Consider the following 25,613-nt stretch of genomic DNA (forward strand, 5'->3'; position numbering starts at 1 on the left):
GTTACGACCCATTAATGTAAAACAATGTTAAATAAATCGTCACAGAAGGCACGACCTGGCACCAGGCCGGTGTCTCGGCAAGTGCGTAATGGTGTCGGACGACCGGCGCTGCTTTAATGCGACGTTCGGCGTTTCGGCCATTGCCTGCTATGTTCGTGGGACGTCCAGAAATTTTCATCGGCCCGGTCTTGGAGTACGTCGGATGACCCGCATGGTCACCTCCCTGTCAGCGTTGTTGCTCAGTATTGTATTGCTGGTCAGCGGTAATGCCTTCCTGATGACGCTGCTCGGCATCAGGATGAGTATTGAATCCATCGATCCGGCCACCATTGGCTGGGTGCTGGTGTGTTACTCCATCGGTTTTGTGCTGGGTACTTTGTACGTTAACCGGGTGATTGAGCGGGTTGGTCACATTCGGGCTTTTGCGGTCTTTGCGGCGGTGGCTGCGGTGGCCGCCCTACTATACCCGCTGGCGGTGTCGGCGGTTTTCTGGGCATTTTTACGCGGGTTGTCCGGGTTCAGCATGGCCGGGGTGCTGGTGGTGATCGAAAGCTGGTTCAGCAGTCGGGCCACAAACGCAAACCGGGGCGCGCTGTTTGCGGTTTATCAGATCGTGTTTTTTCTGTCGGCAGCGGGCGGCCAGTTGATTGTCAACCTGGGTGATCCTGCCAGTTTCACCCCATTTACGCTGGCGGCCATTCTGCTGACATTGGCCCTGATTCCACTGTCATTGACCCGAATGGACGCGCCGCCTATCGATGCGGTCGAGCGCATGTCGTTTTTCACCCTGGTTCGAGAGTCTTCGTCAGGGGTTGCAGGGTCGCTGATTTGTGGCGTGCTGATCGGTTCGTTTTACGCCTTGGGTCCGGTGTACGCGACTCTGGTCGGGATGGACGTGTCAGAGGTATCTGTCTTCATGGCGACGGCGATTGTCGCCGCCATGCTGCTGGCCTGGCCCCTGGGCCAGGTGTGTGATCGCTTTAATCGCCGTAAGGTAATGTGCTGGGTCGCGTTGATTGCGGCTATTGCAGGTACTGCCGCCGCGCTGTTGGGGCCTGGCCAGCTATGGCTGTTGATGCTCGCTGTGGGTGTCTTTACGGGGATGTCGGCCACGCTCTACCCCATTGCCGTGGCGATTACCAATGACCGGATGGAGCACCATCGCATCGTTGCGGCCAGTGCGACCTTGTTGTTGAGCTATGGCATCGGCAGTGTGATCGGGCCGATCGTCATGGCCAAAGTGGTGAGTCTGGTGGGTCCCCAGGGGCTCTTTTTTGGCAACGCTGCGGTGCTGCTGGGTCTGGCGTTGTTCACGAGCTACAAGATCAAGACAACCTACGATGTGCCGGTGGCTGCGCAGGAGCATTTTGTGGCGGCGATGCCGCAGTCATCTACGGTGCTGGTGGAAATTGATCCGCGTAATGAGCATTTCCGAGTCTCACCCGAGATCGCGCCCGGATCCGGAGACGTGCCGTATCACGACGGGCTCCGGAGCACCGGTTAGGTCGTGGTTGGATACCCTGGGTCGGACGGTCACGGCTGGCCGTCCGACCGTAACCTTCTGTCTGGCTGCCGTCCCGGACGGGCAATTGGGATGGATGCCTTTCGGTATTCCCTGATATAGCTTGCACTTCCTTTTCTGTTTTCATTGTAATGATTAGCTTACTAGTATTAATCCTTCATCATGTTTTAAGCAAAAGAGAGTGTTTATGGAGCGCGAAGCCATGAGAGATCAGTTCCCGTTTGCCGTTGCTCGGGTAACGCGCCGCTGGCGAAAACTGCTCGATGAGCGCTTGAAGGACCTGGGTGTCACCCAGGCGCGCTGGACCACGATGGTCTACCTGCAGCGTGGTGGTGAAGGCCTCACGCAGCGTGAGCTGGCCAGTTTGATGGCCATCGAAAACCCTACCCTGGTGCGGTTGCTGGACAGCCTCGAAGAGCAAGGCCTGATTCAACGCCGCCCCTGTCAGAATGACCGCCGCGCGCGCAGGCTTCACCTGACCGAGTCGGGCGAATCGTTCATGGACGACCTCAATGATCGGGCCAAAAGCCTCCGGGACGAAATGCTCGAAGGCGTCAGTGAAGACGACATTGATGTTGCACTGAAGGTCTTTAATACAATCATGGTGAATGGCGACCGGTTGAAATAATCGGGTTGCCCTCATCAGGGGGGGGACCCTGTCTGACCATTCTCTAGAAGCCCTGCGCGCCCGCTACGGTGAACGCTGGCGCTGGTTTGCCGTAGCCACCGTCATGCTGGGGACGATGGCCACGGTGCTGAGCGCCACCATCGTTAACGTTGCCTTACCGGACATCATGACGGAATTTGGTATCCGCCAGGGTCAGGCGCACTGGCTGGCGACCGGCTTTATTGCCGCCATGACAACGACCATGCTGACCACGGGCTGGCTGCTGGACCATTTTGGCCTGCGAAAAACCTTGGCAACGGCGATGTTGTTGTTCAGTGCGGTGTCGATGGTGGGTGGTTTCAGTCCCACGCCGGAAACCCTGATTGCTGCCCGTGTGGCCCAAGGCGCATTTGCCGGCTTGATGCAGCCCATGGCCATGTATCTGGTGTTTCGCATCTTCCCCAAAGAGCGTCGGGGCCAGGCCATGGGCATTTACGGCATGGGTGTGATTCTGGCGCCTGCATTGGGGCCGGTGTTGGGCGGCGTGCTGGTGGACCAGCTGGATTGGCGTTTCGTCATGTTCGCGCCCGCGCCGGTGACCCTGTTTGGCGTGTTCATGGTGTGGAAGTTTTTACCCCGTCCTGTTGCCCCCTTGCTGTCTTACCCGTTTGACTTGAAAGGGTTTCTGCTGCTGGCGCTCACCATTGTCTCTAGCCTGGATGCGTTAAACCGGCTGCAGTCCCCGGCCGGGAACCTAATGTTCATTATGGTCGGAGGTACGGTTGCGCTGGTAGCCCTGACCTTGTTTGTACGGAGAGAGCGCCGGACAGAACATCCGCTTTTACAATTGCAGTTGCTGCGGCGCCGAAGTTTTCTTTTCGCCAATATCGGCGCCATTGCACTGGGGTTGGCGCTGTTTGGGTCGACCTATCTGATTCCGCTGTTTGTGCAGACTGCGCTTGACTTCTCTGCCACCGATGCCGGTTTGCTGATGTTGCCAGCGGGTATTGCGCTCGGGGTGACGTTTCCGATTGCGGGTCGCATGGCTGACAAACGCAGTCCGCGGTTGCTGATCACGTTTGGCATGGCCCTGTTTGCGGCCTCCGCGTTGTTGTTTGCCATGTCGGACATTAGCCTGGGCTTTTTCTGGCTGGCGCTGTGGACGATTGTTGGCCGCATCGGCCTGGGCTTCATGTTACCGGCACTGTCTACCGGAGCGCTCAACCCGTTGGAAGCGCACGAGCTGGGGCATGGCTCCAGCACCATCAACTTCACCCGCCAACTGGGCGGAGCCTATGGCATCAATATTGTCGCGCTGACGTTGGAGTATGGTGACCATGCCAACGGTTTGCCCACCATTGGGGCCTTTCACACGGCTTGGTGGTTGGTGGCGGGCTTTGTCGTGCTGGCGGTCTGGCCAGTGTGGCGGATACGTGACTGATTGTGTTTTTTGTGACGATTAATTAGTATACGGCTTCCTTCAGGGGAGTAGTCTCCACTGGCCGCTATACGCCAGTGGGTGCTGGTCAACACACTTGGGGCACATCCCCATGGCCATCACGTCCCGTGCGTTTGCGTGCTGATTGCGCAAGGACTGACAAGACCTGGGGTAACCCCATCTCCCATGGGCGGAGGATGGCGTTGCCTCTTGTCTGACTATCCGCCCTGGAATCCACTATGGACGCTTTACTCGCTTCAACTGCGGCGGTCTTTATTGCCGAAATCGGTGATAAAACCCAACTCCTGTCGCTTTTTCTGATCAGCCGGTTTCCTCATCGCACGCCGATTATTCTGGGCATTCTGGTGGCAACCCTGCTTAACCATGGCCTATCCGCGTTGTTCGGTGCCTGGCTCGCGCAGTTGGTTCCAGACCATTGGCTACTGTGGTTTGTCGCGGCCAGTTTCGTCGCCATTGCACTGTGGTTACTGATTCCCGACAAAGACTCTGCCCAGGACTCGGGCCTTCTCGGCCTCGGGGCCTTCGCAGCCACCACGATCATGTTCTTCGTGGCCGAGATTGGTGACAAAACCCAGATTGCCACGGTGGTGCTGGCCGCGCGTTACGATGCCACGTTCTGGGTGATAGTAGGTACAACCATTGGTATGCTGGCAGCAAACGTACCCGTTATTATGGCGGGTAAATGGTTGATGGAACGGCTACCATTGGCAACAGCGCGTATTGGTGCAAGTGTGCTGTTCGCGGTGCTGGCGATCTTTACGGTATGGGCAGCGTTGCGCTCACTTTGACGGACACGCCCAAAGATGGGACAGGTTGGAAGAGATACTATGGTTTGGAGTAAGAGCGTCTGGGCTTTGGCATTGGTGATCATGGTGGTCGCCCGGCCAGGCTATGGCGAAGAGGCTACAGCGGAGCCGAACCCAAATCCGGAGCCAGAGGCGCTCGAAAGCCGAGTGCCGTCCTGGAAGGTAGAGGGTGATTTGGTCGGTGGCCTGGGGGTAATGAGAACCGTCTATGAAGACACCTTTGCCGAAATAGGCAGCCAGATCAGTATGGGCTATCTGGAGTTGGTTAAAGCCAATCCCGGGGTGGACCCCTGGCTTCCGGGCCTGGACACCCAAATCACCCTGCCTCGACAATACGTGTTACCGGATGTGAAACGCGAGGGCATTGTGATCAACCTGGCGGAGTACCGCCTGTATTACTTCAACAAGGGCACCGTGAGTGTGTATCCGGTCGGAGTGGGCACCGATGACAATCCGTCGCCGCTGACCGACGCCCGGGTGACGATGCGCCTGGAGTCTCCCGCCTGGTACCCGCCGGACAGTGTGCGGGCTGAGTATGAGGCAGACGGTGACTATTTGCCCCGGATGATTCCACCGGGACCAGAAAATCCGTTGGGCTCCCACGCCCTGTTGCTGAGTGAGAAGGGTTATCTGATTCACGGCACCAACAAAGGGTTCGGTGTCGGGATGCAAGTCAGTCACGGTTGTTTTCGAATGTATAACGAAGATATCAAAAGATTTGTCTATGATGTAGATAAGGGCACGTCGGTTCAGGTCATCAATCAGCCCGTTAAGATAGGCATGCAAGGCAAAGAGGTATGGCTGGAGGTTCATCGGCCTGACGAAGACTACAGCGACGCTGTCAAAAATGAATTGTGGCGAAAGGTCAGTGAGCGCCTGGAGGCCTTCAGGGCTAAGCAGTCTGGCGTTGAAATACAGCGTCATGCGATCGAACTGGCGGTGGAACAGGCGGACGGAATCCCCAGGATGATCGGTGAACGCCTGACGCAGGTGGCGGCGGACATCTCACCAGCGGATGGTCGTATCACCAACCAGTCTCCTGCCGAGACCGCGGAACAGCCGGTCAAATTGCTGTTTTAATGCGGCGCCAACAGAGGGCTTCCGCCGTATTGAAAAGGTAGTACCAGATCATTGATGGAGTCTCTGCCTGGCGCAGGGACATTCCAGGGAGGTTGCGGTGAAGACGACTTCACTTCCATCATGGCCAATCCCAAGCCGACCCCCGATGTGGCTGGCCGCCGTTTTCCTATGCTTGTTATCGGGTGCGCTGTTGCTGTCGTATTCCTTGCTGGCTCAGGAACGTTCTCGTCACACGGCTTTGGTGCTGACCGTTGACGGGGCCATTGGACCAGCCACAATGGATTATGTGGTTCGCGGTATTCAGCGAGCCAAACAGGAAGACGCCGAGTTGGTTATTCTGCGCATTGATACTCCGGGGGGTCTGATGGAGTCGATGCGGGCCATCATCAAAGCCATGCTGGCCTCTCCTGTCCCCGTGGTTACCTATGTTTCTCCTCAGGGCGCCCGTGCCGCCAGTGCCGGGACCTATATCCTTTATGGCAGCCACGTGGCGGCGATGGCTCCGGCAACTCACCTCGGGTCGGCAACACCGGTGCAAATGGGGGGCTTCCCCGGCGCGCCGAAGGAAGAGTCCGAACCACCGCCAGATCAACAAACCGACCAATCCGACCCGTCCAAATCAACTGACTCAAAGCCCGACAAACGCCGGGGCGGCTCTCCTATGGAGCGCAAGGTGCTTGAGGACGCTGTCAGCTATATCCGCGAACTGGCGAACCATCATGGCCGCAACGCCGACTGGGCAGAGCAAGCTGTGCGCGAGGCCGTTAATCTGGGAGCGCGTGAAGCTTTGGAGCAAAACGTTATCGATGTGGTGGCGACCGACATAAACGATTTGTTGCGCCAGCTTGATGGGCGTCGCGTGGTGATGGCGCAGGGTCGTCGAACGCTCTCAACCCAGAATCTGGTGCTGACGCGTGTCGAAGCGGACTGGCGGACTCGCCTGCTGTCTGTAATCACCGATCCCAATGTTGCCTACTTTCTGATGATCATCGGCTTCTATGGCATCCTGTTCGAACTCTCAAGCCCGGGTAATCTGTTTCCTGGTGTTATTGGTGCCATCTGCCTACTGCTGGCGCTCTTTGCCTTCCAGGTCCTGTCGGTCAACTATGCCGGGCTCGCGCTGATCATTCTGGGCCTGGCCTTTATCGTGGGGGAAGCGTTCATGCCCAGTTTTGGCATCTTGGGTGTGGGCGGCATCGTTGCGTTCATTGTCGGGTCCATTATTCTCATGGACGGCACCAATCAGCAGATTTCATTGCCCGTGATAGGTGGCACAGCCGCCGTTGCCGGTGGTTTTATGTTATGGACGATCACCCGTTTTGTGGGCCTTCGAAGGCACCATCCGGTCAGTGGTGTGGAGCATACGTTGCACCAGTCCGCCACGGCCCTGGAGTCGTTTACGCCAAAGGATGAGTATTACGTTGGCCATGTGCTTTTGTCCGGCGAGCGCTGGAAAGCGGTCAGTCCCGGGCCCGTCTCGAATGGCCAGCGATTAAAGGTGGATTCCATCGACGGGCTGACAGCTCGGGTTGTACCTGACACAACGGCTCGATCACGGTAAGGGCGCCAACGGGCAAGCCCGCAACCCCCCCCCCTGATCGGAACGAGGCCGATGATGTCTCAACAAAGGAGGTCTCGCTATGGGCAGTCTGTTTCCGTATCTCGCACCAATCATGATTGTGCTGCTGATTCTTGGATCGGCGATTCGAATCCTGCCGGAGTATCAACGCGGCGTGGTGTTTTTTCTCGGACGCTTTCAGGGTGTCAAAGGACCGGGGCTCATTATCGTGATTCCAGGTATCCAGCAAATGACGCGGGTGGATTTACGGGTGATTACCCTGGATGTACCCAGTCAGGACTTAATTTCAAAGGACAATGTCACAGTGCGGGTAAACGCGGTTTTGTATTTCCGTGTTGTGGATCCGGAGCGTGCCATCATTCGGGTCGAAGACTTTGGTTCTGCAACCAGTCAGCTGTCGCAAACAACCTTGCGGTCGGTGTTGGGTAAACACGACCTGGATGAAATGCTATCGGAACGCGACAAGCTGAATGAGGATATCCAGGAGATCATTGACACTCAAACGGAAGAGTGGGGTATCAAGGTTTCCAATGTGGAAATTAAACACGTGGACCTGAACGAGTCGATGATTCGGGCTATTGCCCGTCAGGCTGAAGCCGAACGTGAGCGCCGGGCAAAGGTGATTCACGCCGAAGGCGAGTTGCAGGCCTCTCATAAACTGCTGGAGGCGGCAAAGGTCATGTCCGAGAATTCAGGAGCGATGAAGCTGCGTTATCTTCAGACACTGGCCGATATGAGTACCGGTAATACATCGACGGTCGTATTCCCGCTGCCCATCGATATGATCGGCAGTCTGGTGAAAGACCAAAAATCCTAGCGGCAAGCTCTGATCATGTGGGGGCGCAGGCATAAAAAAAGGCCGGTGATAACCGGCCTTTTTGCATTACCCACCAGATTACTTCTGGCTTGAACGCTCGAGCATGCGCTTGGCGCGCTCATTTGCTTCGTCAGCAGCTTTCTGAGCTGCCATCGCAGCGGCCAGAGCCTGTTCAGCTTTCTGCATTGCTGCATTGGCGCGGCTTTGGGCGCTGTTCGCGGTGTTCAGTGCGTTGTCCGCAGTTTGCTCAGCAGAGTTGGCAGAAGCGGTTGCTTCGTCCAGCGCGCCTTGGTCTGTGGTGGCACAGCCAGCAGTCAGTGCTGTAGCCAGTGCAATTCCAGCGATCGTCAATTTACGCATGTTCAAATCCCCTAGTTAGTCGTTTTACTTCCTGTGACGCAGAAGTCTTTGTGTGCCAACGTCCTGTCGACGGTCCGGCCAACAAACGTTACCGGAATCGAACAACAGTGTAGAGCACTCTGCAATGAAATGTTAACCGCGGATACGTAAAAGTTCGTATCCAATTACATAAACGTAAGGAAACTTAAAGCGGATTCATTAACAGATTAAAATTACGGCAAAATTTTGATGGGAGTGCCATCGGCGACAAGTTGCCAGATCTCATCCATTTCTTCGTTGCTGACTGCAATACAACCATCCGTCCAGTCCAGGCCGACAAACGCAAAAGCCAGGTCGCCGGCATCGTTCGGCAGGCCGTGAATCATGATGGATCCACCGGGGTCCAGGCCCCAGGCCTCGGCCAGTGCCCGGTCCTGTTGATTGGGGTAGGACACGTGAATGGATTTGTAGTAATCACTGTTGGAATTGCGCCAGTCCAGCGTGTACTGGCCCTCTGGTGTGCGCTCATCACCCTCGAACAACTTGTGTCCGGTCGGATTGTCCCCGAGACCAATTCGATAGCTGCGTACTACGTCTTCCCCGGACATCAGGTACAGACGCCTTTCTTGCTTGCGAATCAGTACCTGGTTCACCGATGTGCCGTCTTGCATGGCACTGACATTGAGTTCCGAGGCGGCAGCCGGCATTGACAGCATCAAGCCAATCAGCAGCGCGGCCAGGCACGCACCAGAGAACCTTGGGAGGTGGGGAATTGAAAGCATAACTTACCAATAGTTAATTTAAAGATTACGACAGTTTATAGCACAGTCGCCGAGTTTCGCGAACTGGGTCTTTGTTACGGATGTTGTCCGTTTGTTGTGCTGACAAGACTGGCGTAAAGATGTTTATCCAGCACCGAGACGTCCAGCGCCGGACTGATGATCTCCAGTCGGGATTCGCTGCCCGCAGGCGCATCAAGTAGTGTCACGGCGCCATCAACGGCGTTCACTGAGAGCCAGCCTACCGTGGTGCGAACGACACCTTTCACTCGTTCCAGGCGAGCATCGTGGGCCAGGTTAAACAGCCGCTCAGCATCGAAGACCCGAGCCGGGTGAATGCGCCAGCCCACACTGGTATAGCCTTCCCCTTGACTGGCGATGCACTGCCAGGGTTTCAATTCCACGGATAGAGCTTCTTTGGTCATGGCAGAGGCGGCGGCCGGGTGCTGGTGGCTGAGAGGAAAACGGCTGGCACGCTTGCCAAAATCATCCAGCAGCCAAGCCAAATCCACTTGCCCATGGTGGGTATGAGCGACCAAGCGCTTCGCTGGCTGCCAGGTTGCGGCCCAATCATCAAATGCGCGCAGTTGCACGGGGCTGGCTACGTCTGTCTTATTCGCAATCAACAGGTCCGCGACCGCTACCTGATCCTGGAACTGGCGGTTTTCCCGCACCCTGGGGTCGTCCAGACGCCTCGGATCCACTAGGCACACGGCCGTTTTTAACGCCAGTACGCCAGCGTAAAACTCTCCGGTCAGGGTGTTAATGACTTGGGCCGGATGACCGAGCCCCGTGGGTTCTATGAACAGACGATCGGGTTTCGCCTCGGCGATCAGGCGGTTGAGGCCCACTTGCATGGGCACTCCTGCGACACAACACATGCAACCGCCGGGGATTTCGCTGATTACCGCGCCCTGGCCTGCCAGTAACGCACCGTCGATGCCGACCTCGCCAAATTCGTTGACCAGCACGGCCCAGGTCTCATGCTCGGGCTTTTGGCTCAGCAAATGCAGAATGCTGGTGGTTTTGCCGGCGCCGAGAAAGCCAAGTACCAGGTGAGTGGGGATGGCGGATCGAATCATGGGGTACGTTTCTCTTCTATCATTTTAAGCCCAACCTTGGTCACCTGGTCGGCCTCGGTGGCTCTTGCCACCAGAGTGACCGGACCAACGACCACCTTGTCGCCCACCACCGGGTGGCCCTTGGTCCGGCGGGCAAAGCAGGCGGCCAGTGAGAGTTCCGGTGGCAGTTCATCGAATTCAATACCGTACACTTGCTCGACATCCCCCAGCAACGCGTCGCCATTGAGTACAAAGTCGCCAAAGAACGCCCGTTCCGCGAGGTGCTTGGGCACGTGGCGGCCAGACAGGGATTTGCCCAACTCACCGAGAACAGAAGGTGTCGCGAAGACTGCGACCACATCACCGCTGGACACCGTCATGTCTGGCTCCGGCTGGTGACAGGTACGGTCTCGGAAGACCCCGGCAATGGCTGTGTTGTCCGGCAAATTCAGCTGGCTCAGTGGCCGCGCCCTCTGCCATGGCTCTCCGCGCAGCGGAAACAGCATTAATTCATGATCGCCCGCGGCCGCCACATCCAGCGGCAGACGGCGGAAGGGCTCGTTGCCGGCGGGGACCTCCAGCTTCAGCATGCGGGCCAGCGGCGCCAGGGACATGCCCTGCACCACCAGCGACACCAGCACCACGAAGAAGGCAATGTGGAAAATATGGCGGGCTTCGGGTAATTCCGCAATCACCGGAAACAGTGCCAGCACGATCGGCACCGCCCCGCGTAGGCCAACCCAGCTGATAAAGGCCAGCTCGCGCCGGTTGAATCCAAAGGGCCAGAGCGTCATCAGCACCGCCAGCGGTCGGGCGACAAAAATCAGTACCAGGGCCAGCACCAGCCCGCCGCCGATCAGTGGCAAGAGCTCGCTGGGGCTCACCAGCAGTCCCAACATCAGGAACAGGCACAGCTGGGCCAGCCAGGCCAGGCCATCGTGCACCTGTAAAATCATCGGCATCATGCGCACCGAGCGGTTACCGATCACGACCCCGGCCAGATAGATGGCAAGAAAGCCACTGCCGCCCATTTCGTTGGCGCCGGCAAACACGCACATGCCGGCGGCGACCACCAGCAATGGGTACAGTGAGGGGGTCAGGCGCATCCGGTTGGCCATTGCGACAATCACCAAGCCCCCAAGCACCCCGACGGCACTGCCAATACCAAACTGCAGCACCAGTAACAGCAAGCTGTTCCACAACGATCCGACGCCCTGGCTCTCGATGATCATTAACAGCATCAGGGTTAGGAAAATGGCCATCGGGTCGTTGCTACCGGACTCAATTTCCAGGGTGGCACTGACCCGCTCGTTCAGGTGCAGGCCATGGCCTTGCAACAGCGAGAACACTGCCGCCGCATCGGTGGACGACACAATGGCCCCGATCAGCAGCGCCGTCAGCCAGTGCAGATCAAACAACCAGTAGGCCGTCAGTCCGGCCAGCAAGGCGGTAATGAGTACCCCAATGGTGGCCAGCACCAGGGCTGGCTTGAGGCCAACGCGGAAGGTTTCCGCCCGGGTGCGCATGCCGCCATCAAGCAGGATCACCGCCAGCGCCAGATTGGCGATCAGAAAGGCGAGATTGAAATCATCAAAACGAATGCCACCGGCGCCGTCCTCCCCCATCAGCATGCCGACAACCAGGAAAATCAGCAGCACCGGCAATCCCAGCCGACTGGAGAGCGGGCTGAGCAAAATACTCATCACCAACATGAGGGCGCCGAGAAGAATCACGGTGGTAGGCATGGGGGCTCCGGTTGCGTCGTCACCTCATCATAACAGCTTGATTCGCCGGGTCATGGTGTCTTCGTTGTGGCCCCATAAAAAAGATCTTGGTCTGCGCTTGTTGGATAATCCGGGCAGGCCTATAGTGTGGTGGCAGTGAGCGGCGGGTGTAGCTCAATGGTAGAGCAGAAGCTTCCCAAGCTTAAGACGAGGGTTCGATTCCCTTCACCCGCTCCAAATCAGGCTTGTGCCTGCTGCCCCTTCGATTCCACCTCCGTACTGTCCAGATCCTGGTGGCTGTGGCTCAATTCCGGTGGCCCGCAGACCATCAACACGCGCTGTTTCAAACTCAGGCCTGGCCGGCTCAGGTCCGCAAACATAGCCTTCCATTCATGGAAATTCAGCACCAATGGGTTATGGGTGCGGATGGGTCGTGGAATGCCATAGTCCGGGCGTGCCTCCTCCTCGACGAAGGTGCCGAACAGTCGATCCCAGAGGATCAGGATGCCGCCGTAGTTACGATCAATGTACTCGCCGTTGCGGCCGTGGTGGGCCCGGTGATGGGAAGGCGTGTTCAGCAGCCATTCCAGTGGCCCCAGTTTTCCGACGGTTTGGGTGTGGATGAAGAACTGGTAAGCCAGACTGATGGCGACCGTGAAGATAACGGTTTCCGGGGGGAATCCGATCAGCACAATGGGTAGCCAGAACAGCCACATGCCGGTAATTGGGTAGGTGATGCTCTGTCGAAACGCGGTAGAGAGGTTGAGTTTTTCCGAGGAATGGTGCACTACGTGCGAGCACCAGAACAGCCGAACGCGGTGGTGCGCGCGATGGAACCAGTAGTAGAAGAAATCCTGCACCACGAACAACAGGGCAACGGTCCAGGCATTGAACGGAATATCAAACAGGCGGATATCGAAAAAAGCATTGTAGACCACAACGGTCAGCAAGGCGGCCAGCACGTCGCTGGCTTGATAAAGCCCCGCCAGGGTGATGTTGCTGAGGGTGTCGGCCCAGGTGTAGTGAGCGGACGAATAGTCAGCGGATGAATGGTGGACGGATGTCGGATTGGCGGGCGACTTGCGGCGGTGATTACGCAAGTGCCAGAACTCGGCAGCCATGGCCAATAGAAAGGCCGGCGCCAGCGCCAGTGTGACCAGGTGAGGGTCAAAACCGAGTATGTCGGTCAGCGGTGTGGGTGTCATAGATCAGACTCGGAAACGACTCATGACACCCAGTATCGCACTCAATTCGCGTTTTTGCGTTGACCGATTCCGACCAATTGCCTGACCAATCCCGCCACGGAGCCAGTGTCTCGTCGGGTTAACGGCACGATTCACCGCGTGGCATTAGTGCAGTTTGAGGCGCGGGTGCATGGCGCGGCTGATTCGGTCCATCAGCCAGATGACGCCGGTACGGAGCAACCCGTGCAGGGCGACCTGGTGCATGCGGTACAGCGAGAGGTAGAACAACCGCGCCACGCGGCCCTCAATGTACATGCTGCGGCCGGACAGGTTGCCCATCAGGTTTCCGACCGTGGTGTAACGGCTGAAGTTGATCAGTGAGCCGTAATCGCTGTAGACAAAAGGCACCGCAGCTTTATTGTCGAGTCGATTGACCAGTGTCTTGAAGAGGGTATCGGCTTGCTGGTGGGCGGCTTGCGCTCGGGGTGGCACCGGCCGGTCCGAATCTGGCTGTGGGCACGCGGCACAGTCGCCAAAGGCAAAGACGTTTGAATCGACCGTGGTCTGCAGGGTTTGCTCCACCTGCAACTGGTTGCTGCGATTGGTTTCCAGGCCCGTCAGGTTGGCCAGAAATGCCGGTGCCTTGATGCCCGCTGCCCAGATCGTCATGGTGGAGTCGAGTTCAGTGCCGTCCCGCAACACCACGGTCTGGGGCTTCACTTCGCTGACCGGCTGACCCGTCAGCACCCGCACATTCTGGTGCTCTAATTCCCGTGAAGCGGCCTTGGACAGTCGGGGTGGTAGCGCTGGCAAAATACGGTCGGCCGCCTCGATCACCGTAATGGTCACATCCGAAGGCTGCAGTTTGCTCATACCGTAAACCGGTAGTTCCCGTGATGCCAGCCGGAGCTCGGCGGCCAGTTCCACTCCAGTGGCCCCGGCGCCGATGATGGTGATCGGCAGCTCATGGTTGTCGCCGTTTCGGGCGTCGTAATTTTTACGCAGAAAGGCGTTCAGCATCAGGTTGTGAAAACGCCGGGCCTGGGCGAGGCTATCGATAAACAGGCAGTGATCCTGAGCGCCAGGTGTGCCAAAGTCGTTCGCTGTGCTGCCTACGGCGATCACCAGGGTGTCATAGGGCAGGCAACGCTCAGGTACTACCTCAGTACCGTCTTCATCGTAAAAGGGCTCCAGGGTGAGCTCACGGGCGTCTCGATCCAGCCCCGACATACGGCCCAGTTGAAATTCGTAGTGGTGCTGGCGGGCGTGGGCGCGAAAATTGATTTCGTTGGCGTTGGCATCCAGGGACCCGGCCGCAACCTCGTGCAGCAAGGGTTTCCACACATGGGTCAACACAGCGTCAACCAGCGTGATTCGGGCCTTTTGTTTTTTCCCGAGTTTGTTGCCAAGACGGGTCGCAAGTTCCAGGCCGCCAGCGCCACCGCCGACCACCACAATGTGATGCAACGTTTCCATAACAGCTATCCTGTAAGTAAAGACAGGCAAAAGCTCTGGTTGTGCAAAGTTTTTGGCTCTCTCGACTTGAGACGCTGTGAATGCTTGTATTGCAGCCATCGGCGATGCCAGACGTGGCTCCCGTGACCGGTGGGCACATGCCGGCGGACAACGGGGCCTCATCCACAAAGGGCCGGGCTATCGTATCGTGATGGGAGGGTTCGAACAATCCGGTCACGGTACTGGACATCGTCGTCACGGGCTTGTTAAAAAAAAACAGCCAGTAGCAACCGCCCGCTGCCAACATTTGAAAAGGAGTCTGAAGTGAACATCAACGTAAAGGGTATCTCAGAAAGCCAGCCCATTCCGGAACGGTTTGCCTTCGGGGTCTTCAACCCGGACAGTCACATGCATTTCGGGCCCAACCGGAACCCGGAAGTTGAATGGACCGACGCCCCCGAGGGCACCCAAAGTTTTGTCGTATTAATGTTTGACCCCGATGTACCCAGTATCGCCGACACTGTAAATCAGGAAGGGGAAGTGGTCTCGAAAGAGATTCCGCGTGTCGATTTCTTCCACTGGCTGCTGGTGGACATACCCGCCAATATCACCCGTATTCCCGAAGGCGAGGACAGCGACGGCGTGATTCCAAAAGGGAAGCACGCCCAAAGTGCTCCACTGGGGCGCCGGGGGATCAATAATTTTACGCAGTTTCTGGCGGGCAACCCCGATATGGCCGGTACCTACAGCGGCTATGACGGCCCCTGTCCGCCCTGGAACGATGAGCTGATCCATCATTACCATTTTGAAGTGTATGCCCTGGATGTGCCCACACTTGGGCTGGGGGATGAGTTTGATGGCCAAGCCGTGCGGCAGGCCATGTCCGGTCATGTATTAGCCAGTGCCCGAACAACCGGCACCTATACCCTCAACCCGGCGTTGCGATAATACGGCCCTGGGGTGTCAGGCGCTGCATTACCTGATTCGAGCGCCTTGCCCCTCACTCAGGTCAGGGGCAAGGCGCTCGGGTTTGAGTCCCAGCCGGGGTATCGGCGCATGGCCCTCTGCGCCCGTTAACCGCGCCCCAACATCGGCGGCTAGGCAAGCGGATCGCGCGGCCGCCATCCTCAGTGGTGCAGGATCTGCTTGAGGAACTGTTGTGTCCGGGCTTCCTGCGGGTTTTCGAAGAACTCATGGGGTGGCGCCACTTCGACGATCTCACCCTGATCCATGAAAATTACCCGATCGGCCACGGTCTTGGCGAAGCCCATTTCGTGGGTTACGCAGATCATGGTCATGCCACTGCCCGCCAGTTCAACCATGACGTCGAGCACTTCCTTGATCATCTCCGGGTCCAGCGCGGAGGTGGGTTCGTCGAACAGCATGATTTTGGGCTTCATGCACAGCGATCGTGCAATGGCGACGCGCTGTTGCTGACCACCCGATAATTGGCCCGGGAATTTATGCGCCTGTTCCGGGATCTTGACCCGTTCCAGATATTCCATCGCAATCGCCTCGGCCTCGCGACGTGGAATCTTGCGAACCCACAGCGGCGCCAGGCAGCAATTCTCGAGCACCGTCAGGTGAGGGAACAGGTTAAAGTGTTGGAACACCATGCCCACTTCCCGTCGCACGCTATCGATCTGCTTCAGGTCATCAGTAAGCTCGACGCCGTCAACGATTATCTTGCCCCTCTGATGCTCTTCGAGCCGGTTAATGCACCGGATGAAGGTGGATTTACCTGAGCCGGAGGGACCGCAAATGACGATCCGTTCGCCTTGGGCAACGTCCAGGTTTAGGCCTTTCAGTACGTGAAACTTGCCGTACCACTTGTGCATGTCCTCGACCTTGATGACGGTCGATTCGGGGCGCTTGGTTGAGTCAAGAGACTGGCTCTTCGGCGCCTTGTCGTCAGTGTTAAGAGTAGATTCGATCATGGTGATCTTCCGTCAGGTTTTGTGACCGGTGTCGAGTTTACGTTCAAGATTTTGACTGTATCGGGACATGCCGAAGCAGAAGACCCAGAAGCAGAATGCCACGAACACATACCCCTCAATGGCAACGTTTTGCCAGGCCGGGTCGGTGATGGTGGACTGCACGGCACCCAAAATATCGAACAGGCCAATAATGAGAACCAGGGTGGTGTCCTTGAACAGGGCAATAAAGGTGTTCACGATGCCGGGAATGACCAGCGTCAGCGCTTGTGGCAGCACGATCAGCCCCATCTTCTTCCAGTAGCCCAACCCCAGCGCACTGGCGGCTTCGTACTGGCCCTTGGGAATCGCTTGCAAGCCGCCACGCACCACCTCGGCCATATACGCTGATTGCCAGAGAATGATGCCGATCAGAGCCCGCATCAACTTTTCGAAGTTCATGCCCTCAGGCAGGAACAGCGGCAGCATGACCGAGGCCATGAACAGCACGGTGATCAGGGGCACGGCGCGCCAGACTTCAATGAACACGACACAGATGCCGCGTATCACCGGCATGTCGGAGCGTCGGCCCAGCGCCAGCACGGTGCCCAGTGGCAATGCCGCCAAAATACCGACATAGGCCAGGATCAGCGTGAGCATCAAGCCACCCCATTTGCTGCTTTGCACTTCTTCCAGGCCAAACCAGCCGCCAGGAATCAGAAAATAGCCAATGAGGGGCAGGCCGGTCATACCGAACAGGCCAAAGTATTTGCGGGCAGGGAAACGCTCCATGAATTGCGGTGCGAATGCCACGGCCAGCAAACCGAACATGACGTCCACGCGCCATTGCAGTGCGTCGGGGTAGAAGCCGTAAATGAAGAAGTTCAGGCGCTGGCCAATGAACAGCCAGCAAGCGCCCTCGCCTTTGCAGTCCGATGACGACGACCCGGCAAAGGTCGCCTCAAAGACGACCCAGTTCAGTAATGGACCGATCAGCGTGACAATCAGATACACGGACACGAGGGTCAGGACGGTGTTGTACCAGCTCGAAAACAGGTGTTTTCGCATCCAGCCGATGGCGCCGATTTCCTTGATGGGCGGTAATTCCGATGGACGGGGCATTATCGCTCCTGCAGCGCTACTGCGCGGTTGTAGATGTTCATAAAGAACGAAATCACCAGACTGATGGTCAGGTAGACCGCCATGGTAATGGCCACTACTTCAACCGCTTGTCCCGTCTGGTTCAGGGTTGTACCCATGAAGACCGCGACCAGGTCCGGGTAGCCGATGGCCGTGGCCAATGACGAGTTCTTGACCAGATTGAGGTACTGACTGGTGAGCGGCGGAATGATGACTCGCATCGCCTGGGGGATAACCACCAAACGAAGGGTCAACCCAGACCGAAGGCCCAGGGCGCCGGCCGCTTCCGTCTGGCCATGACTGACCGACAGGATACCGGAGCGGACAATCTCGGCGATGAAGCTGGCCGTGTAGAGGGAGAGGGCTACCCACAGCGCTGCCAGCTCTGGAATGATGGTAATACCACCGCCAAAGTTGAAGCCTTGCAGGGCCGGAATTTCCCAGGATACCGGTCCGCCTGTGGCCAGGTAGGCCAATAACGGCAAGCCAACCACCACGGCCAGCCCAACCCGGAAGCTTGGAAATAACTGGCCGGTTTTGAGTTGTCGCTTCTTGGCCCAGCGTTGCATCACCACCGTTGCGGTAATTGCGATAACGGCGGCGGCGGTCACCCAGCCAAAGCCCGGTTCCGCAATGGGGTCGGGCAAGTACAGACCGCGGTTGTTCAGGAACACCAGGCCGCCCATGTCCACACTCATGCGGGGCGACGGCAAACTCCGCAATACAGCGAAGTACCAGAAGAATATCTGCAGCAGCAGCGGGATGTTGCGAATGGTTTCGACATAAACCAGCGCCAGTTTGGAAACAACCCAGTTACTGGACAGCCGGGCAACCCCGATGATGAAGCCCAGCACGGTGGCGGTAACCACGCCCATGGCAGACACCAGCAAGGTATTGAGCAGGCCAACCCAGAACGTGCGGCCATAGGACATGGTGGCATCGTAAGGGATCAGGCTCATGATGATGCCAAAGCCCGCGGATTGATCAAGGAAGCCAAAGCCGGTGCTAATGCCCCGGCTTTCCATATTGTTCAGGGTATTCTGAAACAGTGCCCAGCCGAACCAAAAAACGGCGGCGATGGCGATCGTCTGGAACGCCAGCGTCCGAACCTTTGGGTCATTCCAGGGCCGACTTCGGGGGTGTTCAACGTTCATTTTAGAGTTCGTCATACAATAAACCCGAAATGCATCTCTTTTGGGAGATTCTTGAGATCAAAAGCTCCAACCCCCGCTGAGAGGATTGGAGCTCAGTTTTTACTCTCGGGTCTTAACGTACTGGTGGCGCATACATGATGCCGCCTTCAGTCCAGAGTGCGTTGATGCCACGCTCCAGATCCAACGGCGTACCTGGGCCAACATTGCGGTTGTACATCTCGCCGTAGTTGCCTACCTGCTTGATGATGTTGTAACCGAAGTCTGCCGACAGACCCAATTTTTCGCCCATGTCACCGGTGGTGCCCAACAGGCGCTGGATTGATGGGTTGTCTGATTTCTTCATATCGTCAACGTTGGCCTGGGTAATACCCAGCTCTTCGGCGTTGATCTGAACAAACAGTGCCCACTTGACGACGTTGAACCACTGGTCGTCACCCTGACGTACCACAGGACCCAACGGCTCCTTGGAAATGGTTTCAGGCAGAATCTTGGCGCTTGAAGGATCGTTCAGCTTGCTTCGCAAGGCGGCCAGCTGTGAGCGATCCGAGGTCAGCATGTCACAGCGACCCGCGGCAAAGCCTTGCACCGTCTGCTCAGACGTATCGAATACGATTGGGTTGAACTTCATGCCCTTGGTGCGGAAGTAATCCGCCAGGTTCAGCTCCGTGGTTGTACCTGCCTGGATACATACGGTAGCTCCATCAAGCTGAGAGGCCATATCGACTCCAAGCTTCTTGTTAACCAGGAAACCCTGACCGTCGTAGTAGTTAACGCCGGTAAAGTTCAAACCCAGAGAGGTATCGCGAGTCAGCGTCCAGGTCGTGTTCCGAGTCAACACGTCGATTTCACCGGACTGCAGCGCGGTAAAGCGCTCTTTGGCGGTCAGCGGAGTGAATTCAGCGCTTTGGCCACTGCCAAACACGGCGGCGGCTACGGCACGACAGGTGTCAACGTCGATACCGGTCCAGCTGCCTTTTTCGTCAGGCTGTGAGAAGCCCGGCAGGCCGGAGGTAACACCACATTGCACATGGCCTTTCTCTTTGACGCTTTCCAGCGTCGTTGCGGCCATGGCGTTGCTTGCCAGCATGGCGCCGGTCAATGCGGTAATTGCAGCGAGTGATGTTCTTTTCTTCATTATAGTAAGTCTCCGAGATTCGATTGTGTGCAAAAACACATGCGTCGTAGCAAGGCTCAAGCCAAGCCTAGTAAGCCCTTGATTATTATAGGAAGAAAAATTCTGTTTTGCTACCTGAGCATGAATCCGCTGCATCGTACCTGAGAAACCGACCCTTGATGGTGCGCTAATTCAGGCTTACTGACGCCTCGGTTCGATACTTGAGCAACAACAGAAGCAAAACATGCCTTTTCTAAGGACCTCTGGAATATATTAGTCGAGGTTTAAATAATTGCAGGAAAATTAATACTTAAGTCTCAGAGTCTTGCGGTGCGGTTCCAAATTCAAAGGCTTAGCCGGGTTTTTTAAGCACGATGGGACGTGACAGCCCGGCCACCGTTGCAGGCAAAACAGAGGGACTCAATACTCTTGGTCTGACACTGGCCGCTCAACCGTGTCCAGCCGATAGTTTGTTATTTTGGACTGGGGACTGGCGGGTCTGCGTGTTATGTTCTGGCGATGAAATCTCCTACTAACTGGCGCCTTAATCTTGTGTTTGTGGCCGGGCTCGCGGCCGCTGTCGCGGTCCTGTGGCTGATCCTTGCCCGGTTGGGTATGCCGGAGACGCTGTCCCCCGGCAAAATTGCCAGCTGGTTGTCAGGCCAGGGGCCATGGGGTCCGGCGCTGCTGGTGACCATGATGGTGATCGCGGTGATTGTCGGGCCGATTCCAACGCTGCCGATCAGTGCGGCATCGGGTCTGGCGTTTGGTGCACTGGAAGGCACCGCGATCGCGGTTGTCGGGGCGCTGATCGGAGCGGCCCTGGCGTTTGGTGCCAGTCGCTTATTGGGCCGGGACTATTGCAGCGACCGCTTGCGCCACAACCCAGTGTTCTCACCCGGGGTCTCTCAACCGATGCTGTTCTGGGCCGTACTGGTGACCCGCCTGATTCCGTTGTTTTCCTTTGCGTTGATCAGTTACGCGGCGGGTCTGACGGCCATTACCCTGACACGATTTTTGCTGGCGTCGCTGATTGGCATGCTGCCCATGACCTTCGTTTTTGCAGGACTGGGTCAGACCTTCGAGTTCCACCCCCTGATCACCGCGCTGGCCGCTGGCGTATTGTTGCTCACCATGTCGCTTGCGCCCTATTACCTGCAAAAGCGGCACAGCGCGTTGCTCGCGCGTTGGCTGGGTAAGTCCGAACCATGATCCGCGGGATCACCACCTGATGTGCTAGGTTCCTGTGGCTTCCCAGGCAATGGGGAGGCCATCGAAAGGCACCGTTAGCGTCGGTGGGTAGATGTGACCCTAAGACGACGCGTCGAAGTCTCCACTATCGGGTGTTCGCGTTAGCGAATAACCTCACTGATCTGGATCACCGGTTCAATATTCGTGAAGTTGGGCAGGTCCGCCATGATCGCATCGGCATGGGGTGCGAAGGCTTGCTGAAACGCGGTCACAGTGTCGAAGTACAGATGCCCCATGGCCGCGTAGGCCGGGCTTTGGTCCGGTGCCGCGCCGGTCAGGCCCTGTTCGATGGCGACACGGGTGCAGGCCGCGCCCAGTTTCTGCTCCACCAGCGGCATGTGGGTGTCGCGATAATAATCCATGTTGAACGAGCAGAAATCGGTTTTGGGATAGAGAACACTGACTTTGATCATGACGACAATCCTGTTGGCTTGAGATGATGTTCATGAGGCACGGGTGCGCCCAAAATAAACATGCGACTTTGGTGCTTATTGGGCTTGGGTGCTTTCAACTTTGGTTGATCAACGCCCCTGTCGATTGCCTGCCTCAGTCCTTGTCCGGCCCCCCCTTGCTCTTACTTTGCAGAGCCTTGTCGATTTCCCGGTCAAGGCGGCGGGCCAGGCGGTCATCCAGAACGTTGTCAGAGTGACCCCGCATCAACTGGATACTGCTGCGTAAATTGCCAATAAACGAGCGACAATGCCGGCACATCAATAAGTGCATACGAACGGACAGGTTGTCGACGGCGCCCAGGTTGCCATCGATGTAATCGCTGGCAACGATCGCCAGATCGCGACACATCAACATTCGCCGGTCTCCTGAAAGGTCTCAATCATAAGAAATATCCGTTGTCGGGCTCGGTGTAACAGGACTCGGAGATTAGAGGCACTGACATCCAGAATGTTACAGACATCGTCGGATTTGTGCCGGTGGGCTTCATACAGCATCAAGGCGGAGCGTTGCTTTTCGGGCAGGTCGGCCAGGTGTTTGTCCAGGCAGTCACTGAGTGCGCCGTTTTCCATCAGTGCCTCGGCCGATGCAATGGTGGTCAGGGGTGGTGGCGTGGCCCAGCGCCCATTGCGGGCGAATCGGGCCGCGAGTGCGGGCTCCAGCGCGTCACCGAAGTCGGTGCTGATTTCCCGCTGCGAGTGCCGTAACTGGTTTTTAGCGCGATTGGCCACAATGCGATGGAGCCAGGTTTTCAAACCGGAGCGGCGTTCAAACTTCTTGATGGCACCGACCACGGCGACCCAGCTGTCCTGCACCACATCTTCCGCGCTGTCACGGTCGAGATAAAACCGCGCCACGGCCAGCATGGCTGGGGTGTAGGCCCGCACAGCGGCTCGGTACGCGGCGGGATCACCGCGCTGCAGACGCTCAATCAGTTGAGACTCTTCTGTGATATCCGCGGCCTGCTCCATGCGCCGAACCTTTTTTGGAGGCGATTGATTCGATTCGGGATTTTGTCCGTATTTGTTGGTAAAAGTTCCGTCACTCAGTTGTAACGATTTCATAAAGTTTGACCCGTAGCTGTAACGCTCGGGTAGCGCAAGTGTCTATGATGGCAACCGTAGACCTATTTATTCGTCCAGGTGAGCCCATGAATCAGAAGAAAATAACGATCCTTACGGTCATTGTAGCGTTGATTGCCGTGTTTATAGCGTTTGATGGCCACAATCTGTTGACCCTTGAGAATCTCCAGCGCCACCAGGCCGAGATCAATCAATGGATCGCCAGTCACACGCTGGGGGCGCTGCTCGGATTCATCGTTGTCTACATCGCAGTGACCGCGTTGTCGCTGCCGGGCGCGACCATCCTTACACTGGCGGCGGGCGCCTTTTTCGGCAACCTTTACGGCCTGGGTGCGGCATCGGTGGCCTCCACCATCGGCGCTTCGCTGGCGTTTCTGGCGGCAAGGTTCCTGTTCAGGGATACCCTCAAGCGTCGCTACGCGGACACCATCGACCGCATGGATAAAGGCATCGAAAAGGACGGCCCTTTCTATCTGGCAACCTTGCGTCTGGTGCCGGTGTTTCCGTTTTTCCTGATCAATCTGGCCATGGGCCTCACCGGCATGAAGCTGCGTACCTACGCGCTGGTGAGCTGGGTCGCGATGATGCCGGGCACCTTTGTCTATGTGAATGCCGGCACCCAACTCGCGCAAATCAAATCAGTCGGTGACGTGGCCTCCCCCAGTGTCTTGATTTCGTTTGCACTGTTGGGGCTGTTCCCGTTGATTGCGAAAGTGGTTATCGGGCTGATTCGTCGGCGCCGCGTGTATCGCAACTTCGACCGGCCGACGTCGTTTGATTACAACCTGTTGGTCATTGGTGGTGGCTCAGCGGGCTTGGTGTCGGCTTACATCGCCGCGGCCGTGAAAGCGAAAGTGGTGTTGATTGAAAAACACAAAATGGGCGGCGACTGCCTCAATACCGGTTGCGTTCCCTCCAAGGCTCTGATCCAGAGCGCCAAAACCGCGGATACCCTGCGTCATGCCGAGCGTTATGGCCTGGAGGCGGTGCCGGTGAAGGGCTCCTTTGCCAAGATCATGAGCAGGGTCAAGCGGGTGATTGCGGAAGTGGAGCCGCACGATTCGCCCGAGCGTTATCGCAAACTGGGGGTCGAGTGCATCTCCGGTGAAGCGCGGTTCGTATCCCCCTGGGAAGTGGAGGTCACGACCTCGGACGGCAATACACTGCGACTGACCTCCCGCAGTATTATCATTGCGACCGGTGGCCAGCCAGCGGTGCCACCGATTCCAGGCCTGGCGGACATGAGCCCGTTGACGTCGGACTCGCTGTGGGAGCTGGAGACCCAGCCCGAGCGCTTGCTGGTGTTGGGTGGCGGTCCCATTGGCAGTGAGCTGAGTCAGGCCTTTGCCCGGCTCGGCAGCCACGTTGTCCAGGTCGAGATGTTTGATCGTCTGCTGGCCAAGGAAGACACCGATGTGTCGGAGTTTGTGTTACAGGCGTTCAAAGCGGATGGCGTTGAGGTACTGCTGTCTCATAAGGCCGCTGAATTCGCCATCGAGGACGGCGAAAAGGTTGCCTACTGTGAGCACAACGGTAACCGGGTACGTATCCCGTTCGATGAGGTCATTGTGGCGGTGGGCCGGGCCGGTAACACTGCAGGGCTCAACCTGCAGGCACTGGGCATTGAGCCGGAGCCCAATGGCACCGTACCGGTGGGAGAGGACCTCAGTGTGGTTTACCCCAACGTGTTTGCCTGTGGTGATGTTGCGGGACCGTACCAGTTTACCCACGCTGCCGCTCACCAGGCGTGGTACGCCGCGGTGAATGGCCTGTTCGGTCAGTTTAAACGCTTCCGGGTGGATTACCGGGTGATGCCCTGGGTGACATTTACGGCGCCTGAAGTGGCCCGTGTTGGCTTGAGCGAGGCCGAAGCAAAAACCCAGGGCGTTGCGGTGGACGTCACCCGCTATGATCTGGGCGAACTGGATCGTGCCATCGCCGAAAGTCGGACCGGGGGCTTTATCAAGGTGCTGACGGCGAAGGGGAAAGACAAAATTTTGGGTGCCGTTGTGGTCGGCCCCCAGGCTGGCGAAATTCTGTGCGAATTCACCCTGGCCATGAAGCATGGCCTGGGCCTGAACAAGATTCTCGGCACCATCCACCCCTACCCGACCTGGAACGAAGCGGCCAAGGCAACTGCGGGTCAGTGGAAACAAGCCAACGCCCCGCAGGGTATTCTGCGGCTGCTGGAAAAATTGCATGGCTGGCGGCGTGGTAAGGACTCATCAGACACCGCTCAGGCGGTACGAGGTGAACTGTGAGTCTCATCAACATCAGGGCGGTAACCGTCAGGCGGTGGGTGATGGGCCTGAGCCTGGCCCTGCTCGCCAGCCTGGTCCGCGCCGAGGACTTTGATCATCAGCATGCGGCCTGGAATGCGCTGTTGCAGGCCCACGTCGTGTGGGTCCGTGGCGGTGTGGCGTCAGAGGTGAATTACGCCGACTTCGTCGCCGATCGAAGCAAGTTGGCGGCTTATCTCGACACACTATCCGGAGTCACCGAGGCCGAGTACCAGGCATGGAGTGCCAGTCAGCGACTTGCGTTTCTGATCAACGCTTACAATGCCTTCACCGTTGACTTGATTCTTGACGCCTACCCGGACCTTGAGTCCATCAAGGACCTGGGGGGGCTGTTCAGCTCACCGTGGCGTAATACGTTCTTTTCGTTGCGTGGCCAGCAGCGGTCACTCGATGAGGTGGAACATGACATGATCCGCGTGGAGTTCGTGGAACCGCGCATCCACATGGCCGTTAACTGCGCATCCATAGGTTGCCCGGCATTGGCGGATAGCGCCTATGTGGCAGACCAACTGGACGCCCAGCTGACCCGGGCGGTCAACCGGTTTATGGCGGATCAAAGCCGAAACCGGTATGTCGGTGCGGCAAAAACCTTTGAAGTATCGTCCATTTTCAAGTGGTACGGCGATGACTGGAATGCGCGCAGTGGCTACCCCGGCGGCGTACGAGAGTTTCTGATGGCCCACCTGGAGCGCCTGAGCGCCGGCGCGACACCGCCGGCACTGGTGGTCAAGGGCGCGGATATCGAGTACCTGGATTATGACTGGGCGTTAAACGATGTATCTCAAGCGACGGAGTAA

At 57.5% G+C, this 25,613-nt stretch carries 24 protein-coding genes and 1 tRNA gene; 12 read left to right on the forward strand and 13 right to left on the reverse strand.

The window, feature by feature from the left end; translation table 11 throughout:
- Positions 1 to 202: 202 nt before the first annotated feature.
- From GRX64_RS15855 to GRX64_RS15885, 7 genes are all read left to right on the forward strand, one after another.
- On the forward strand, positions 203 to 1,504 hold the full coding sequence (locus GRX64_RS15855; protein WP_166268716.1) for an MFS transporter: 1,302 nt from the start codon (positions 203 to 205) through the stop codon (positions 1,502 to 1,504).
- Positions 1,505 to 1,724: 220 nt separating this feature from the next.
- Positions 1,725 to 2,150, forward strand: coding sequence for a transcriptional regulator SlyA (gene slyA, locus GRX64_RS15860; RefSeq protein WP_166268717.1), 426 nt, complete (start codon positions 1,725 to 1,727; stop codon positions 2,148 to 2,150).
- A 28-nt stretch (positions 2,151 to 2,178) separates the two neighbouring features.
- Positions 2,179 to 3,570 (forward strand): DHA2 family efflux MFS transporter permease subunit, encoded by a 1,392-nt coding sequence (locus GRX64_RS15865; RefSeq protein ID WP_166268846.1) that lies wholly within the window; start codon positions 2,179 to 2,181, stop codon positions 3,568 to 3,570.
- Positions 3,571 to 3,806: 236 nt separating this feature from the next.
- Positions 3,807 to 4,376, forward strand: a complete 570-nt coding sequence (locus tag GRX64_RS15870; protein WP_166268718.1) for a TMEM165/GDT1 family protein — start codon at positions 3,807 to 3,809, stop codon at positions 4,374 to 4,376.
- Between the two features lie 39 nt (positions 4,377 to 4,415).
- Positions 4,416 to 5,474, forward strand: coding sequence for a L,D-transpeptidase family protein (locus tag GRX64_RS15875; protein ID WP_235937713.1), 1,059 nt, complete (start codon positions 4,416 to 4,418; stop codon positions 5,472 to 5,474).
- A 145-nt stretch (positions 5,475 to 5,619) separates the two neighbouring features.
- Entirely contained in the window at positions 5,620 to 7,035 is a 1,416-nt protein-coding gene (locus GRX64_RS15880) for an NfeD family protein (protein WP_166268848.1), read from the forward strand.
- Positions 7,036 to 7,114: 79 nt separating this feature from the next.
- A complete protein-coding gene (locus tag GRX64_RS15885; RefSeq protein ID WP_166268719.1) occupies positions 7,115 to 7,870 on the forward strand; it encodes a slipin family protein in 756 nt (251 codons plus the stop codon).
- Between the two features lie 78 nt (positions 7,871 to 7,948).
- Here the strand turns inward: GRX64_RS15885 and GRX64_RS15890 are convergent, their stop codons facing one another.
- From GRX64_RS15890 to GRX64_RS15905, 4 genes are all read right to left on the reverse strand, one after another.
- A complete protein-coding gene (locus tag GRX64_RS15890; protein WP_166268720.1) occupies positions 7,949 to 8,230 on the reverse strand; it encodes an Lpp/OprI family alanine-zipper lipoprotein in 282 nt (93 codons plus the stop codon).
- A 212-nt stretch (positions 8,231 to 8,442) separates the two neighbouring features.
- Positions 8,443 to 8,916: a L,D-transpeptidase family protein gene (locus tag GRX64_RS15895; protein WP_235937727.1), complete on the reverse strand. Its 474-nt coding sequence runs from the start codon at positions 8,914 to 8,916 to the stop codon at positions 8,443 to 8,445.
- 149 nt (positions 8,917 to 9,065) lie between these two features.
- Positions 9,066 to 10,070 carry a CobW family GTP-binding protein gene (locus GRX64_RS15900; protein WP_166268722.1) on the reverse strand — a complete coding sequence of 335 codons (1,005 nt, stop codon included), beginning with the start codon at positions 10,068 to 10,070 and terminating at the stop codon, positions 9,066 to 9,068.
- Positions 10,067 to 11,794 carry a potassium/proton antiporter gene (locus tag GRX64_RS15905; RefSeq protein WP_166268723.1) on the reverse strand — a complete coding sequence of 576 codons (1,728 nt, stop codon included), beginning with the start codon at positions 11,792 to 11,794 and terminating at the stop codon, positions 10,067 to 10,069. The genes GRX64_RS15900 and GRX64_RS15905 overlap by 4 nt, the downstream gene beginning before the upstream one ends.
- A gap of 142 nt (positions 11,795 to 11,936) precedes the next feature.
- On the opposite strand from GRX64_RS15905, the gene GRX64_RS15910 reads away from it, so the two are divergent.
- Positions 11,937 to 12,010, forward strand: a tRNA-Gly gene (locus GRX64_RS15910).
- A 2-nt stretch (positions 12,011 to 12,012) separates the two neighbouring features.
- Here GRX64_RS15910 and GRX64_RS15915 read toward each other — a convergent pair.
- The gene (locus GRX64_RS15915; RefSeq protein WP_166268724.1) at positions 12,013 to 12,978 is read right to left on the reverse strand and encodes a sterol desaturase family protein; all 966 of its coding nucleotides are present in this window, start codon (positions 12,976 to 12,978) and stop codon (positions 12,013 to 12,015) included.
- Between the two features lie 144 nt (positions 12,979 to 13,122).
- The gene (locus GRX64_RS15920; protein WP_166268725.1) at positions 13,123 to 14,433 is read right to left on the reverse strand and encodes an NAD(P)/FAD-dependent oxidoreductase; all 1,311 of its coding nucleotides are present in this window, start codon (positions 14,431 to 14,433) and stop codon (positions 13,123 to 13,125) included.
- Positions 14,434 to 14,736: 303 nt separating this feature from the next.
- Between GRX64_RS15920 and GRX64_RS15925 the strand changes: the two genes are divergently transcribed.
- Positions 14,737 to 15,360: a YbhB/YbcL family Raf kinase inhibitor-like protein gene (locus tag GRX64_RS15925; RefSeq protein ID WP_166268726.1), complete on the forward strand. Its 624-nt coding sequence runs from the start codon at positions 14,737 to 14,739 to the stop codon at positions 15,358 to 15,360.
- Between the two features lie 179 nt (positions 15,361 to 15,539).
- Here the strand turns inward: GRX64_RS15925 and GRX64_RS15930 are convergent, their stop codons facing one another.
- From GRX64_RS15930 to GRX64_RS15945, 4 genes are all read right to left on the reverse strand, one after another.
- Positions 15,540 to 16,250 carry an amino acid ABC transporter ATP-binding protein gene (locus GRX64_RS15930; RefSeq protein ID WP_235937728.1) on the reverse strand — a complete coding sequence of 237 codons (711 nt, stop codon included), beginning with the start codon at positions 16,248 to 16,250 and terminating at the stop codon, positions 15,540 to 15,542.
- Positions 16,251 to 16,361: 111 nt separating this feature from the next.
- Positions 16,362 to 17,447 carry an amino acid ABC transporter permease gene (locus GRX64_RS15935; protein WP_166268728.1) on the reverse strand — a complete coding sequence of 362 codons (1,086 nt, stop codon included), beginning with the start codon at positions 17,445 to 17,447 and terminating at the stop codon, positions 16,362 to 16,364.
- Positions 17,447 to 18,634 carry an amino acid ABC transporter permease gene (locus tag GRX64_RS15940; RefSeq protein WP_166268729.1) on the reverse strand — a complete coding sequence of 396 codons (1,188 nt, stop codon included), beginning with the start codon at positions 18,632 to 18,634 and terminating at the stop codon, positions 17,447 to 17,449. The genes GRX64_RS15935 and GRX64_RS15940 overlap by 1 nt, the downstream gene beginning before the upstream one ends.
- 97 nt (positions 18,635 to 18,731) lie before the next feature.
- Positions 18,732 to 19,754: an amino acid ABC transporter substrate-binding protein gene (locus tag GRX64_RS15945; protein ID WP_166268730.1), complete on the reverse strand. Its 1,023-nt coding sequence runs from the start codon at positions 19,752 to 19,754 to the stop codon at positions 18,732 to 18,734.
- A 498-nt stretch (positions 19,755 to 20,252) separates the two neighbouring features.
- Between GRX64_RS15945 and GRX64_RS15950 the strand changes: the two genes are divergently transcribed.
- Positions 20,253 to 20,945 (forward strand): TVP38/TMEM64 family protein, encoded by a 693-nt coding sequence (locus GRX64_RS15950; RefSeq protein WP_166268731.1) that lies wholly within the window; start codon positions 20,253 to 20,255, stop codon positions 20,943 to 20,945.
- A gap of 140 nt (positions 20,946 to 21,085) precedes the next feature.
- Here GRX64_RS15950 and GRX64_RS15955 read toward each other — a convergent pair whose 3' ends face one another.
- From GRX64_RS15955 to GRX64_RS15965, 3 genes are all read right to left on the reverse strand, one after another.
- Positions 21,086 to 21,397, reverse strand: a complete 312-nt coding sequence (locus GRX64_RS15955; RefSeq protein WP_166268732.1) for an EthD family reductase — start codon at positions 21,395 to 21,397, stop codon at positions 21,086 to 21,088.
- Positions 21,398 to 21,530: 133 nt separating this feature from the next.
- Positions 21,531 to 21,791 carry a zf-HC2 domain-containing protein gene (locus GRX64_RS15960; RefSeq protein ID WP_166268733.1) on the reverse strand — a complete coding sequence of 87 codons (261 nt, stop codon included), beginning with the start codon at positions 21,789 to 21,791 and terminating at the stop codon, positions 21,531 to 21,533.
- A complete protein-coding gene (locus GRX64_RS15965; protein ID WP_235937714.1) occupies positions 21,785 to 22,498 on the reverse strand; it encodes an RNA polymerase sigma factor in 714 nt (237 codons plus the stop codon). Before GRX64_RS15965 ends, GRX64_RS15960 begins: the two co-directional genes overlap by 7 nt.
- Before the next feature lie 86 nt (positions 22,499 to 22,584).
- Here GRX64_RS15965 and GRX64_RS15970 point away from each other — a divergent pair, with 86 nt between their 5' ends.
- Together GRX64_RS15970 and GRX64_RS15975 are read left to right on the forward strand one after the other, a co-directional pair.
- The gene (locus tag GRX64_RS15970) at positions 22,585 to 24,777 is read left to right on the forward strand and encodes an FAD-dependent oxidoreductase (RefSeq protein WP_166268734.1); all 2,193 of its coding nucleotides are present in this window, start codon (positions 22,585 to 22,587) and stop codon (positions 24,775 to 24,777) included.
- Positions 24,774 to 25,613 carry a DUF547 domain-containing protein gene (locus GRX64_RS15975; protein ID WP_207308821.1) on the forward strand — a complete coding sequence of 280 codons (840 nt, stop codon included), beginning with the start codon at positions 24,774 to 24,776 and terminating at the stop codon, positions 25,611 to 25,613. Before GRX64_RS15970 ends, GRX64_RS15975 begins: the two co-directional genes overlap by 4 nt.

Source organism: Marinobacter caseinilyticus, from assembly GCF_011074955.1.
Lineage (GTDB): Bacteria > Pseudomonadota > Gammaproteobacteria > Pseudomonadales > Oleiphilaceae > Marinobacter > Marinobacter caseinilyticus.

Bases quoted from the DNA above. Each gene is read 5' to 3' on its own strand.
- GRX64_RS15855 (WP_166268716.1), top strand. From the start codon at position 203: ATGACCCGCATGGTCACCTCCCTGTCAGCGTTGTTGCTCAGTATTGTA.
- slyA (WP_166268717.1), top strand. From the start codon at position 1,725: ATGAGAGATCAGTTCCCGTTTGCCGTTGCTCGGGTAACGCGCCGCTGG.
- GRX64_RS15870 (WP_166268718.1), top strand. From the start codon at position 3,807: ATGGACGCTTTACTCGCTTCAACTGCGGCGGTCTTTATTGCCGAAATC.
- GRX64_RS15875 (WP_235937713.1), top strand. From the start codon at position 4,416: ATGGTTTGGAGTAAGAGCGTCTGGGCTTTGGCATTGGTGATCATGGTG.
- GRX64_RS15880 (WP_166268848.1), top strand. From the start codon at position 5,620: ATGTGGCTGGCCGCCGTTTTCCTATGCTTGTTATCGGGTGCGCTGTTG.
- GRX64_RS15885 (WP_166268719.1), top strand. From the start codon at position 7,115: ATGGGCAGTCTGTTTCCGTATCTCGCACCAATCATGATTGTGCTGCTG.
- GRX64_RS15890 (WP_166268720.1), bottom strand. From the start codon at position 8,230: ATGCGTAAATTGACGATCGCTGGAATTGCACTGGCTACAGCACTGACT.
- GRX64_RS15895 (WP_235937727.1), bottom strand. From the start codon at position 8,916: ATGCCGGCTGCCGCCTCGGAACTCAATGTCAGTGCCATGCAAGACGGC.
- GRX64_RS15900 (WP_166268722.1), bottom strand. From the start codon at position 10,070: ATGATTCGATCCGCCATCCCCACTCACCTGGTACTTGGCTTTCTCGGC.
- GRX64_RS15905 (WP_166268723.1), bottom strand. From the start codon at position 11,794: ATGCCTACCACCGTGATTCTTCTCGGCGCCCTCATGTTGGTGATGAGT.
- GRX64_RS15915 (WP_166268724.1), bottom strand. From the start codon at position 12,978: ATGACACCCACACCGCTGACCGACATACTCGGTTTTGACCCTCACCTG.
- GRX64_RS15920 (WP_166268725.1), bottom strand. From the start codon at position 14,433: ATGGAAACGTTGCATCACATTGTGGTGGTCGGCGGTGGCGCTGGCGGC.
- GRX64_RS15930 (WP_235937728.1), bottom strand. From the start codon at position 16,250: ATGCACAAGTGGTACGGCAAGTTTCACGTACTGAAAGGCCTAAACCTG.
- GRX64_RS15935 (WP_166268728.1), bottom strand. From the start codon at position 17,447: ATGCCCCGTCCATCGGAATTACCGCCCATCAAGGAAATCGGCGCCATC.
- GRX64_RS15940 (WP_166268729.1), bottom strand. From the start codon at position 18,634: ATGACGAACTCTAAAATGAACGTTGAACACCCCCGAAGTCGGCCCTGG.
- GRX64_RS15945 (WP_166268730.1), bottom strand. From the start codon at position 19,754: ATGAAGAAAAGAACATCACTCGCTGCAATTACCGCATTGACCGGCGCC.
- GRX64_RS15950 (WP_166268731.1), top strand. From the start codon at position 20,253: ATGAAATCTCCTACTAACTGGCGCCTTAATCTTGTGTTTGTGGCCGGG.
- GRX64_RS15955 (WP_166268732.1), bottom strand. From the start codon at position 21,397: ATGATCAAAGTCAGTGTTCTCTATCCCAAAACCGATTTCTGCTCGTTC.
- GRX64_RS15960 (WP_166268733.1), bottom strand. From the start codon at position 21,791: ATGTTGATGTGTCGCGATCTGGCGATCGTTGCCAGCGATTACATCGAT.
- GRX64_RS15965 (WP_235937714.1), bottom strand. From the start codon at position 22,498: ATGAAATCGTTACAACTGAGTGACGGAACTTTTACCAACAAATACGGA.
- GRX64_RS15970 (WP_166268734.1), top strand. From the start codon at position 22,585: ATGAATCAGAAGAAAATAACGATCCTTACGGTCATTGTAGCGTTGATT.